Origin of the sequence: Candidatus Epulonipiscium viviparus, assembly GCF_000171335.1 — a bacterium.
In the GTDB taxonomy this organism is placed as follows: domain Bacteria; phylum Bacillota; class Clostridia; order Lachnospirales; family Cellulosilyticaceae; genus Epulonipiscioides; species Epulonipiscioides viviparus.
The window spans coordinates 55,001-68,259 of the sequence record NZ_ABEQ01000002.3; the positions used below are offsets into that span (position 1 = coordinate 55,001).

11 protein-coding genes (1 of these 11 cut by a window edge) are annotated in these 13,259 nt (G+C 33.5%); 3 read left to right on the forward strand and 8 right to left on the reverse strand.

Annotation, left to right across the window (positions count from 1 at the left end):
• Together EPU_RS00615 and EPU_RS12475 are read left to right on the forward strand one after the other, a co-directional pair.
• On the forward strand, window positions 1-1,761 hold the 3' portion of the coding sequence (locus EPU_RS00615; protein ID WP_010165787.1) for a transglutaminase domain-containing protein. 63 nt of this gene lie to the left of the window's left edge; the window shows 1,761 of its 1,824 coding nt (coding positions 64-1,824); the start codon falls outside the window, past its left edge; the stop codon is at window positions 1,759-1,761.
• Window positions 1,762-1,860: 99 nt separating this feature from the next.
• Window positions 1,861-2,970 (forward strand): CAP domain-containing protein, encoded by a 1,110-nt coding sequence (locus tag EPU_RS12475; RefSeq protein WP_010165789.1) that lies wholly within the window; start codon window positions 1,861-1,863, stop codon window positions 2,968-2,970.
• Between the two features lie 83 nt (window positions 2,971-3,053).
• On the opposite strand, the gene EPU_RS00625 is transcribed toward EPU_RS12475, so the two are convergent.
• From EPU_RS00625 to EPU_RS10980, 3 genes are all read right to left on the reverse strand, one after another.
• Entirely contained in the window at window positions 3,054-4,064 is a 1,011-nt protein-coding gene (locus EPU_RS00625) for a hypothetical protein (RefSeq protein ID WP_010165790.1), read from the reverse strand.
• Between the two features lie 89 nt (window positions 4,065-4,153).
• Window positions 4,154-5,485 (reverse strand): alkyl/aryl-sulfatase, encoded by a 1,332-nt coding sequence (locus tag EPU_RS00630; protein WP_029487723.1) that lies wholly within the window; start codon window positions 5,483-5,485, stop codon window positions 4,154-4,156.
• A gap of 39 nt (window positions 5,486-5,524) precedes the next feature.
• Window positions 5,525-7,087, reverse strand: coding sequence for a sulfatase family protein (locus tag EPU_RS10980; RefSeq protein ID WP_052296431.1), 1,563 nt, complete (start codon window positions 7,085-7,087; stop codon window positions 5,525-5,527).
• A 171-nt stretch (window positions 7,088-7,258) separates the two neighbouring features.
• On the opposite strand from EPU_RS10980, the gene EPU_RS00640 reads away from it, so the two are divergent.
• Complete coding sequence (locus EPU_RS00640) at window positions 7,259-8,107, forward strand: undecaprenyl-diphosphate phosphatase (protein ID WP_010165795.1); 849 nt, start codon at window positions 7,259-7,261, stop codon at window positions 8,105-8,107.
• Between the two features lie 83 nt (window positions 8,108-8,190).
• Here the strand turns inward: EPU_RS00640 and EPU_RS13355 are convergent, their stop codons facing one another.
• The 5 genes from EPU_RS13355 to EPU_RS00670 all read right to left on the reverse strand — a co-directional run bounded on the left by EPU_RS13355 (window position 8,191) and on the right by EPU_RS00670 (window position 13,257).
• Window positions 8,191-8,883 carry a hypothetical protein gene (locus EPU_RS13355; RefSeq protein ID WP_010165797.1) on the reverse strand — a complete coding sequence of 231 codons (693 nt, stop codon included), beginning with the start codon at window positions 8,881-8,883 and terminating at the stop codon, window positions 8,191-8,193.
• A gap of 465 nt (window positions 8,884-9,348) precedes the next feature.
• Window positions 9,349-9,879 carry a hypothetical protein gene (locus EPU_RS00655; RefSeq protein WP_010165799.1) on the reverse strand — a complete coding sequence of 177 codons (531 nt, stop codon included), beginning with the start codon at window positions 9,877-9,879 and terminating at the stop codon, window positions 9,349-9,351.
• A gap of 144 nt (window positions 9,880-10,023) precedes the next feature.
• The gene (locus tag EPU_RS00660; RefSeq protein ID WP_010165800.1) at window positions 10,024-10,497 is read right to left on the reverse strand and encodes an NUDIX hydrolase; all 474 of its coding nucleotides are present in this window, start codon (window positions 10,495-10,497) and stop codon (window positions 10,024-10,026) included.
• A gap of 77 nt (window positions 10,498-10,574) precedes the next feature.
• Complete coding sequence (locus EPU_RS10985; protein WP_052296432.1) at window positions 10,575-11,948, reverse strand: penicillin-binding transpeptidase domain-containing protein; 1,374 nt, start codon at window positions 11,946-11,948, stop codon at window positions 10,575-10,577.
• A complete protein-coding gene (locus EPU_RS00670; protein WP_010165802.1) occupies window positions 11,902-13,257 on the reverse strand; it encodes an FtsW/RodA/SpoVE family cell cycle protein in 1,356 nt (451 codons plus the stop codon). Before EPU_RS00670 ends, EPU_RS10985 begins: the two co-directional genes overlap by 47 nt.
• Window positions 13,258-13,259: the final 2 nt, after the last annotated feature.

Sequence of the window (13,259 nt, forward strand, 5' to 3'; positions counted from 1 at the left end):
AAATTACTGATAGAAGAACTCAATATTTCTAATCCTTTTTTAGAAACTCAAATTTCTGTTATAAACGAAAAAAGACAGGTACAATTTAGTGTACCTATTGGTACTTCTCCTGGTATTATATCTTTTTGTGGCAATAACTACTTTATTAATGATGATTACATACTGCAAACTGGATTTTTCATAATAAATGGTAAAATGCGCTATTTTGATCCCCTTACTTATAAAATGGATACTAATTGGATTGGACAAGAAGGTTGGAATCTAGTTGGAGAATTGGTTATATACCTTCAAGATAATCAACTTGCTAATGACAAAATATATATCGATAATTTATTATATTATTTTAAAAATGGGCGTCAACAAATTGGAATAATTACTGATGAATACAATGAGCACATACTTTTGCTACCTGATGGTACTCCAACAGGTGCTGTAGATTTTGATACGAATACATATTTTGTTGGAGATAATTATACATTAGAAAGTGGATTTTTTCAGGTCAATGGAGTAATGCGATATTTTGATCCTATTTCTTATCAGATGAACAAAAATTGGATAGGAGTAGATGGGTGGAATACAATAAAAATGTTGCATCTATACATAACAAATAATCAACTAGCTCATGGCATTATACATATTAGGCAAATACCACACTTTTTTATTAACGGATTTCTAGTTGAAGGTATAATCGATTTCGAGGAAAGTACATATTATGTTGACATCAACGGCATTGTACATAGTGGTTTTTTGCTAGTTGATGACTTATTTCGTTACTTTGATCCTATAACATATAAAATGGACCCTAAATGGACAGGCAGAGAAGGTTGGAATAAAGTCAATTCTGAAGTGTTTTATATAAAAAATAATCAATTCGCAAATGGCGAAATTATTATCAATGGTCTAAAATATTATTTTCAAAATGGTCACCAACAAATAGGCCCACAAAAAGTTGGCAATACTTATCACAATTATTTAAAATCAGGAGGCATTGAAGGTTGGAATAAATTTAATGACATTATATTATATCTCCATAACAACGAATTAGCTGACGGTGAACTCACTATTGATCATAAAAAATATTATTTTAATAACGGAATACAGCAAATAGGATTGCAAAAAATTGAAGAAGATTATTATTATTTTTTACCCGAAGGTGGTGTTTATTCAACTGGAGATCTTTTTACTACTCCTTTAGGTACCACATATCTTTTTTCAACAGATACTGGAAAAGCATTGACAGGTTGGCAAACTGTTAACGGAAATAATTATTATTTTTTAAATGACGGAGTAATGGCTAAAAATATCACTATAGATATATATACTATAGATAACAATGGAATATCTAAAAAAAATCCCGCTACCCTTGATAACTTAAATTATTATTTGAAAGCTTTACTTGATCAATATGGGCACACTTTAACTGGTGCTTTTAACGCAGTACTTGCTACTATAACATATACACAAATGGATCCACCACAAACAACAGAAGAAGGAGCAATCCAAGTATTCAATACTGGCAAAGGATTTTTCTATCAATATGCTGCATTAGCTTATGAACTTGTTAATTATCTTGGCTATACTGCTTTACCTATTACAGGCATCGGTAGACTGGGTACTCAACATTCTTGGCTTGCAGTAAAATATCCTGACGGGTGGTACTATCATGACCCTCTTTATCGCAGCGAGCGCTATTCATATAATGAATTAGTCAGCATGGGTTTTAAATGGCACAAAAGAGAATTACTCACTTTGGCAGTATAAAAATAATATCTAACCAATTTGCTCACCAATTTGTATAATACGCAAATTGGTTTCCATATAATCTTTATTGTATAATAATAAAACAAAGGAGAAATTAATATGTTTCAAAAAAAATTTAAAGCACTTGCAATTACCACTTTTGCTAGTTTCACTTTAGTATCCACACCAACAACAGCTGCTCTAGCCCCTATTACAGCCGTATCTATCGACCAATTAGCTCCTATACTAAATCTCATTAAATACACATCTACATATGATAGTCTTACACCCCTCGAAGATAAATTAGATATATTAGGAAAATTTTTACGAACTAAATTATATAATAACACATACGAAGGTGCAGAAGCTTTTGTAACAAAGTATGGCATACAAATTGATGGATATAATTTTAAATTTAGTTTTTCCGATTTTAAAGCTTTTTATAAAGAACTTTTCGGACTAGATCCATCCCTTAAAATAAACACTACATTTAATGGCGCAACACTCATTATGTCTGATACTTCTACCAATATGGAACCTGAAACAACACTCCAAATAACTGACAGCGAAATTATCCTCCATAGCAAAGCTGCATATGCCAACTTAATATACACTACTGAATATGCTGCAGAAATAACAAACTATTTAGGAGACAACTTATATAAAATTAAAATTTATCAATACTCTACTGCCAATGAAGAAAAACAGCTGCAGACTACATACGACGCATTGGTCAAACAAGATTTATTAACATATGTACCTTTATTACTCACTGAAACAGAAATCTCTGATACAGCTTTAGATCTAACTCCATACTTTGCACCATCTACTTCGACGAATGATGAAATCATAGAAGAAATTCTTCAACTTGTCAACGAAGAACGTATAAAAGCTGGCATTCATCCATTAGAACTAGATTATGAACTTACTAAAGTAGCTCAAATCAAGAGTACCGATATGCAAGAGAATCAATATTTTAGTCATGAAAGCCCTACATATGGCTCCCCTATTACAATGATGGAATCTTTCGATATTTCTGGATGGAATAAAATTGGCGAAAATATAGCAATGGGGCACAAAAATCCAGCTACAGTTATGAAATCTTGGATGAGTAGCTCAGATCATAAAGCTAATATTTTAAAAGAAGAATATACACATATAGGCATTGGATATGCAGATGAAGAAAATTACTGGACACAAATTTTTATTGGAATGCATAATGATATTTAATTCATATTTTCTATGCATGACATCAAAATAAATCTGCCTAGCTTATTTAGCAAAACTAGGCAAATCCTATTCAAATTTATACTCTATCTATACATTGTCAAACAAACAGCCTTTTTATAAATGAACTCTTCTAAAAAATCCACTTTCAAATCATACACATTGGCAAATTTCTGGGCCATACGATGCTTTTCAATCTCAAATTCTCTTTTACGGTCCATATTTAGCAAAGTTTTATTATTGCGTATCTCTTCGTTAATTTCCATTATATCTTGCACTGCAATAATGGCTCTTGTAGCCTCTCTTCGCTTATAAAATTGATAAAAAAAATTGGAAAACTCTATAATAGCACCCTGTTCTGAAATTGTATCCGCTGTATATCCATTTGTAAGCAACGTAGCCATTTCAAACCGTTTAGTAAAATAATCTTTATGCGATGATGGAATCGACGCATCTATAATATAAATATGCGTACGAATATCTCCACCTTTCTCATTCTTAGTTTGATATGAAACTTCCTTAACATAATTTTCGATTGCTACTTCTGATTTTGGAAAAAGGTAAAATTCATAATATTCTTCTTTACAATAATCCCTTGAATCGTCCAACGGAGCTTCTTCCACTATGCTCAAAAATTTATCTAAATGCTCTCTCCTTAATTCATCTAAATAAATATTTATGGTAACATGTGAGCGAGGATAAGGACCTCCACCCATATAATATGTTGCATTCAAACTTCGTCTTTCACTATCAAACTTAATAGTTCTTTCTTTACAATCCACAAAAATATATTTATTTGCTAATGCACCACATACAAATGCATTTATACTTGGTGAAACCAATTCTGTAGCCCAAATGTAGTTATTTTTTCCTACTATTGGAATAAACAATCCCATCTCTCCTACATATGAAATTCCTTCCGAGATTATTTCCTCTTGGGAATATTGCTTACATCCCAAAAAATCTGGATTCACTAAATATGTTTGGGGATTACTACCTATATATTCTTGGAGAATTAAATTTCTTTTCTTTCCAATGACAATAGTTGAATAGTCTTCAGTTTCTAAAATTACTCTATATTTTTTTAATAACTCCATAACATACAAATCCTTTTCTAGGTATACTTGTATTTAGATTGTTGACAATAATTTAATTAAATATACACTCAAAAAAAATAATTTCATTTTTAACCTATTTTCTTTGCCGCATCTTCACCAAAACCAGGCATTTTTGCAGGTTGCATTTCACCTTTCAAAAATTTTGCCACTGCCAAATAATAGTGCCTTCCATTCGCACTAGTTTGCATCCTGCCTAAAGCATATAACGCCTCAGCCTTAAACTTTTTAGCTGCAACAACTTCCACTTGCGCATCTAATAAAATATCGCAAAGCTCCGCAGCCCACTGGTATTCAYCCTTTGTATCCATTGCAATTGCCTTGTTCACCTCAGCAACCACATTTTCTGCACCACCCATCATTGCAATAGTCTTCAAAGCCTTTTTATTAGAATCAATATGCCCCAAATGTGTCGGATTCCCGTCATACCATCCCAAGTACCCCGCAAATATTGCTCGAATCGACCATTCTACAGTTCCATAATACTCCTGCAAATAAGGAAGTTTTGCATACTGTTCTGGCAACACAATTTCCTCCACAAGTTCTTGAGCTGTTTTTCCAACATTCATACCCTCTAACGTTTTCAAAAGTACATACTCTATCGCATCAGCATAGTTTGAAAGTGTTTCTCTTACCTTTTCTTTACCTATTATAGCTCTAGTATGTCCTGGTAACAAATATTTTGCATCGTATACAAGCATCATTCTAAGAGCCTGAACCCAACCACTAACATCTCTATACTGACTACCACGAATAGCATACAAGTTAGGCCATGATTCATAAAAATTATCTCCGCAGCAAAGCACTTCATATTGCGGAAAATATACAAATACTTGATCATCAGTTTCTCCATGAGCTGCAACTATAACTGTCGCTATTCCCTCTAAATCGAGCTCAGTCACTTCTTCTGTCAACCATTTAGTACATTTCAAATTACTCTGCTTATCAACATTATTATTGCGCGGACCTACCCCAACGCTAATTATTTCTTCCGGAGTCAATCCTCTTCCAAACTGCCTTGCTCCTCTCACTTGACAAATCTCTTTAATCATTTCAGTATGCGCATACTGCGAAAACGCCGGCTGATGCCCGTATATTTCTGGGTCATCTACTGCAAATGCTGCAGCTCCCCCCGTATGATCAAAATGAGTATAATGAGTATAAATTATATTTTTAATCGGCTTATCAGTAATCTTTCTCACCTCTACCATAGCCTCTTGCGCAACGCCCATTCCATTCAGTGTATCAACTAGCACACATGATTTATCACCAACTACTAATATACACGTACTTCCACCATACCCCAAAAAGAAATATACATTATCACAAATTTTAGTTATACCCTTGGGAAATCCCACTTTTGCTTGCTCAATAAGTTTTTGCTCACCCAAAAATTCCATCATTATCTCCTTATACAAATAATTTTTATATCATACGAAATATTATCTCCAATTTATCTGAAACCAATTATCATCTGCAACATTTTTTTGTTTTTCCCCTACTGTACTGCGACCATTGTCAACTACCTTTGATAGTTCGTCGATCAAATTTTTTGCAACATCTGGGTATCTGTCAATTATATTTTCCTTTTCTGCTGGATCTTTTATAATATTATAAAGTTCGAATTTTTGACGAGCAACAATATTGTCAAATATGTCTGCCATAAACTGTGCATCTGTTCCACCATTTTCAACACAATTTAATTTATACGCACCTTTTAAAATTCCCAAAAATCCTGTAAATCCACTATATACTGTAGATTCTCTTGCACACTCACTTGTCCCTTCCCACAATTTTAAATTGCTAAACGAATCCTCTGCCACATCATCTGCCAACCTAACACCTAACACATCAGCAAACGTTGCAAAAAAGTCTGTATTGCAAATATTGGTATCGCATCTAGATCCTGCTGAAATTTTATTAGGATACGAAACAATCGTCGGCACTCGATGCCCACCTTCATATAAAGACAATTTATATCCTCGATACAGATAACTTGGAAAATGTCCATTTGCTTCCAATAATGGAATATCAGCCACTCCAGAGCAACCATTATCACTTGTAAACACGAATATTGTGTCTTCAAATATACCCTTTTCCTTAAGTTTTTCCACAATTTGACCAACATAATAATCCGTTTGCAATACTACATCTGCATATGCATTCAAGCCTGATTTTCCTTTAAAATTTTTGTTAGGCAGCAACGGTCCATGCACTGCAGGAGTTGGATAATATATAAAAAATGGCTCTTCATCATCACTAAATTTATCTATCAGCTCTAAAACTTTTTCCTGCATATCGTCCAAAACTTGTTCATGATCAAACCCTTCTGCAGTAGGACCGCATTGCCACTTTTCTTGCATCTTAGCCGTTACCCTATTTAATACTATCTCTCCTGAAATTTTCGTGGGTTCAAACAAAACCTTATTATTTTCTATATAAGTAAACGGAGGTTGATCCAGTGATGCTGCCATTCCAAAAAAGTAGTCAAATCCATAATCATTTGGRCTTACTAGCAGTGRCTTTGTATAATCTATATCCAGTCCTTCTACCCAGGTGGGAARCAACACCCCTCGAGTAATAGTATCCAAATCTCTTTCTGGAATATCTTCATAATATTTTTTGTCTATCACAGGGTTGTCTCTAAAATTTTCTTTCAAATTCCATCCTAGCCCCAAATGCCACTTACCTACACAAGCTGTAGAATATCCATTTTGCTTAAACAGATCTGCCATCGTCATTCTATCTCTTTCTATTAAAGGCATGCTATCTCCCGTAATTACAGAATATTTCAGTCTCGAACGAAATGCATATCTTCCGGTCAATAATCCATACCTAGACGGAGTACAAACAGACGAGCTCGAATGTGCATCTGTAAACATCATACCCTCTTTTGCCAGTAAATCAATATTATCTGTGTTAATTTTTCCTTCACTATTAAATGCCGAAATATCTCCAATACCCAAATCATCTACAAACATCAAAATTACATTAGGTTTTTTCATTCTTTCACTCCTATACATTTATACTTATTGGCTTACAATTAAATTTTACTCTTATACAATTTAATTTTCAATATAATATCCTATTTTTTTCATAATCTTTACATTTTTATAATATAATCTTAGTACAAGCACTAAAGCTATAAATAAAATATTTACAAAGGAGAATTTATCGTGGACTTATTTTTTATGATCAAAGCCGGAGTTCTTGGCATTGTTGAAGGACTTACAGAATTTTTACCAGTTTCATCTACTGGACATTTAATAATATTTTCAAACTTGTTAGACTTTTATTCACACACAAATAAAGAATTCGTAGACATGTTCAACATGGTAATACAACTCGGTGCTACCCTTGCTGTTGTATTTTTATATCGCAAAAAAATTATGGATACAATAATTAATTTGTTCCCCTCCCAAAATACACCTCCCAAAAATAGTGGAATGTACTTTTGGTTGATGATTTGTATTTCATGCATCCCTGCTGCTGTTATTGGTATTCCTTTCGACGATGCAGTACAACATTATCTTTTCAATCCGCTTGTAGTTGCCATTGCATTGTTCGTTGGTGGTGTCCTCATGATTCTTGCAGAAGATAAGCTCAAAAATCATAGTCAACGACCCCTCACTGCTATAATTATTACACCAAAACAAGCGATAATTGTAGGGCTCTTCCAAGTCTTTTCTATAATTCCAGGAGTATCGCGATCAGCATCAACCATTATTGGAGGTTGGGTAGGCGGTCTAGGAACAGTCGCTGCTGCTGAATATTCCTTCTTCTTGGCAATTCCGGTTATGTTTGGACAAGCATTTCTAAATCTTTTAGATGCGCAAGGTACCCTAGTACCTAATGAATGGGCAGCGCTCTTCGTTGGTTTTTTAGTTTCATTCATTGTTGCCATTGCCGTAATTGGTTCTTTTCTCGACTTTTTAAAGAAAAAACCCATGAAATATTTTGCGGTATACCGAATGATCTTTGCTTTTCTCGTATTGGCCTATGGTCTATTTTTTCCTTGGCAATAAGCTCTATAACAAAAGGTGATACAATCCRGTCACCTTTTTCTATGCAATAAAAAAGAACCTGCACACTCAGGTCCTTTCGCTCATTATTTACTTTCACTCATCCAACTTTCAACTTTTTCTTTCACAGCTTGTTTCAGAGTCTTGGCTTCTTCTTTCGTCAGTTGTCCTGAATTTTGACCTTCTTTTATCACTTTAGAATATTCCTTAATCAATTGTTTTCTAAATTTTTTAACAGAAATCTCAGAGCTTTCCAATACATCAACTAATTTTTTGCCTTCTTTTATCTGTACTTCTAAGTCCTCTTGCTTCACTCCTAAAGTAATTAAAGCCGATTGAATTACTTTAAAATTATCAATTGTAAATGCAGTGGTCGTATCTGTTGTTTCAGTTACATCTTCTTTCTTTCCTTCTTCTTTTTTGGTTTCTTCTTTAGTTACTTCTCCTTTAGTTACTTCTCCTTTAGTTGCTTCTTCTTTTTTTGCTTCTCCTTTTTTTGTTTCTTCTTTAGTTACTTCTTCTTTTTTTGTTTCTTCTTTAGTTGCTTCTTCTTTTTTTGTTTCTTCTTTAGTTACTTCTCCTTTAGTTGCTTCTTCTTTTTTGGGCTCAGTTGCAGTTGAAGGTGTGGGAGCAGCTGGTGCTGATGTAGGAATTGTCTCAATTAGATTATTTCTGGTTGATGTATTCGCTCTTGGACAACTACTGCAAGCAAATGCCGGAGTCGCTCCAACCACCAGAGACATTACAATGGCTACAGATTTTAACTTATTGTTTTTCATAGTCACTTCCTCCTAAATTCTTATATATATTTAGGATGTGATTTTTTTAAATTTCTATTCAACCAAATTTGTCCAATTAAAAAAATTTTTTTGTATATTTTTAGACTTTTTGTAGATACTATGTAATGATAGTTTTTCATCAAAACTTTAATCGTCCCATCTCTATTCAGAGTAGGACTTTTTTTAACTCTACACACAGCAACAAGTTAATTTTAGAAAGGGGTAACACTATGTACAGCTATATAAAATGTAATAACTGCGGCTATGATTTATCTGGTCCCGAACTATTATCTAACGCAGTAGACACATCTATATTCAATAGCACCGCCATGCACAGCGATTTATCAGTGTTGGAGCTTAGTCAAAAATCACAAGATGATATTATATGTCCTTTTTGTGGTCAAAAAGGGAACTGGTCTTTCTAGACCAATCCCCTTAATATTTAGGCTTTGCCCATTTTTATATCTACTCTGCAAGTAACATCTTATTTATATTATGTAAAATATACTCTCTGTCAGTAGTTACATCATAGAAGCCTTTTCCGCAATATAGTCTTTGTATATCAATTGTACGCATATCACTAAGTTGCAATCTAGTAAGCATACCATTTTTAAAATCACTAACAGCAATATCAAGTTGAAACTCTGGGTCAGGAGGCAATGAATTTGCTTTTACAGATGTTGTTGGAATAATTATAAACTTGCTCTTAAAATACTTAAATACATAGCACCAATGCCCACCATATAATTCTTTTGGAAATCCTCTTGTTAAGTTAAAATATGCCAATTGATGAACCTTAGGCAATTTTTTAGGTCTATAAAATGTTGTCGAAGGATCACCTGTTTGTTTTGGTGCCAAGCTATCGTAAAAATACGATAGTTGTCCTACTTGATATTTAATATCTGTTACAAATCCTGCAACATCTGGATAATTTTTCATATTGGACAACGCTTCTCCTATTTCCTTCATTTCTTTTTGTATCTGATTAGGATCCATTTTTTTAAATCCCCTTTCTTAATARTTTTATACCTTCAGTTGATTATATCATATTATGTAGTAAAAAGGAAATACATTTTTAACATTTCCATAAACTACATAAAAACTAAAAAAAAAAAAAGAAGCCGTAGCTTCTATTCTTTTCTAGTTTTGCTTATAATAAAAACTTCCTTCATCTTTACTAAACCATTGATTATTTTTTCGCAATTCCAAATACGCATTATAAGCTTTTTTTAGTACATATCTTTCGTCTGAAAATTTTAATAAATGATACGCTTCATGATATTTATAAAATCCTGCATCCAAAAAATATTCCTCTCTTTGTGGTTTAGTATAGAAACTGGTCGTCTTCATTAAGTACCAATGAACACTTTTATTTATCACATCATCATTTCCCTGAAATGAATATTGACTTGTCCCAACATACTTAACAATATTTGCATTTACCCCAGATTCTTCTTTCACTTCTCTCACAGCCGTCACCTGATGAGTCTCTCCTATCTCTACAGTTCCTTTAGGAAGCACCCATCCTACATATTTATTTTTATAATCTTTATAAAGAATCAGTAGCTTTCCTTTATAGATAACCACTCCTCCACAACTGACAGTTTCTATCATATTCTCACCTGTCTTCCTACAAGAATGCCAATTAGAGTTATTATAAACACTTTCAATCTTTTTTACAACAAAATTTGTTAATTCCTATTATTTTCTAAAAAATTTACAACGATATCTTCTACAATACCAACAGCTTCACCCTCCAAATTTTCTACCACAACAGCAAATGCTATATAATCTTCTCTATCCTGTGCAAATCCCAATACCCATGAATGCGCATCACCATTTCCATTTTCAGCAGTGCCAGTCTTAATTCCCACTGTTGCTGGTATACCGCTTAATGCTCTTCCTGTCCCTCCATTAACTACACCTATCATCAAATTTTGAAGATTCGTTGCCATTGCCGTATCAAAAATACTGTCCACTTCTTTTGGAGTGTTTCTCTTTTTCCCTGCTATATGATCCACCAAATATGGTTCCATCAATACACCTTCATTAGCAATTACCGAAGCAATCATCGCCATATGAAATGGTGTTACCAAAGTTTTTCCCTGCCCCATATATGTTAATGCCTGACTAAAAACATTTTCATCATTTTTATCAAATCGGCTAGGCTTTACAAGAATTTTTGTCGGAAGCTTTGTATCAAATAAAAATTGCTTTGCAATACTAGATAATTCTTTATACGAAATATAGTTTCGCAGATTTATAAAATAAGTATTACATGAATATTTAAACGCTTCGCTCAAATTCATCATTCCATGAGCCGTATGATCATAACACTTTATCACTTCTCCATCTATGATAATTTCACCAGTACAGTTATAAACAATATCTTGATATGTTTCAGGGAATTTTTCCATAATGCCATATGCTGGTAATATTTTAAAAATCGAGCCTGGAGGATATAGTCCTTGAGTTGCACGATTGAGCAGTGGATTGTCTTCTCTATTTCGTACTACTTCTAAGTTTGCTGTATTCGGATTAAAAGCTGGAGCCGAAAACATTGCTTTAACCTGACCCGTTTTGGGTTCTATCACAACCGCCGCTCCACGATTTTTAGCAAAAGCCTTTTCAACAACTTCCTGCAGYTCATTGTCCAATGTCAGGTACACATCATGTCCTACAAACTTCTCCTTAGTAAATAAATTTTTCAAAATTCCCAAAAAAGTATAAGTAGGAGACAATAAAGTTTTTGCATAATCTTTTTCCAATCCATATTCTCCATATCCCAAGTATCCTACACTCGTATTATATCTGCCATCATATATATAATCTCTAACTTCATCTATATTTTGGGTCAATACTACCCCATTGCTATCATAAAAATTCCCTCTTAATATTTTATCTTCCATCAAATTCAGCCTTTGGTTATACGGACTAAGTCCCAACTCGCTCCATACGGCAATATACACAACTCTCACAACACACAGTCCTAATATAATACCCCAAAAAATTGCTATATTAATTATTGATTTTCTTCTTTTGGCCACTCGTTGTTTTTCGTTCATTTTTTCCTCTATTTCCTTTGTTTCTGCCCTTATTTAATTTATTATCATAACTCGGTAAATAAAATAAAACAACTACCATAACTACAGAACTCAAAATTGATGAACCACCATAACTCACAAACGGAAGAGTCACTCCAGTCAAAGGAATAATCTGTAAAACTCCACCCAAAATTAAAAACGATTGCAATGTTATAAACGAAACACACCCAATCGCTATATACTGTAAAAATACGCTTTTCACATCTAAGGCTATCGCAACACCAAATATTCCTAAACAAAAGTAACTAAATATTACCAAACAAGCTACAATCACTCCCAATTCCTCAACAATAGCCGTAAAGATAAAATCTGTCGTTACCAACGGAATACTTTTGGGTGTTCCAAGCCCAATCCCACTCCCTAATGCTCCCCACGTTCCCATAGCAAACAGCCCCTGAGCCATCTGATACCCACTTCCCAACACATCTCTAAATGGATCCACCCAACTCAACACCCGCTCTTGCACATGCGGAAAAGCCACTACAAAAATAGCCGCCCCCACACCACAAGCAATTCCACCTGCTAATAAATATCTTATATTCATCGTATAAATATAAAATAACACCAAGAAAACTCCTATATATAAAAACGCAGCCCCCAAGTCTCTTTGAATCAAAAATATTAAACATATTCCAGCAGTTAACGAACCTAATAYCCAAATGGATTTTTTTAATTTTTTCTCACTCAATAAATATGCGGCAATTAAAATATACATAACCTTACCTATTTCAGAAGGTTGAAACGAAATATTTCCAATATTTACCCAATTCAATGCCCCATAAATTCGTCTTCCCAACATAAAAGGAAGCAACAACAAAATTATTATAGCCGGAATATACAGTTTTATAATATGCTTATTTATTACTAATGGAAACATTACAAAAACAACGTTTGCTACCAACACCGCAATTGTCAAAAAGATTATTTGCTGCCTTGCAAGTTCACAATTGAGCCTATTTAACATTATCATAGATATGATCACCAAAAATACAATCACCGAGCCCATCAACTCTAGCTTGTCATTCATCACCCAATAAAATGTTGTTATAATTATTGATCCCAACACCCAATTAACCAACAAAGTTGAAGCTTTGTCCCAGTTTTTTAACATTATAATAAACATCGGTATCGAAAATAATGCCATCATCAACTTATATAATAAAGTATAAGACACATTAACTCGTATTTTTTCCTTAGTCAAAATCAAAACAAATATCACCACAGCCAACGAGCTTATAATATATCTACTAAGCAAAATCAATAAATCCAATA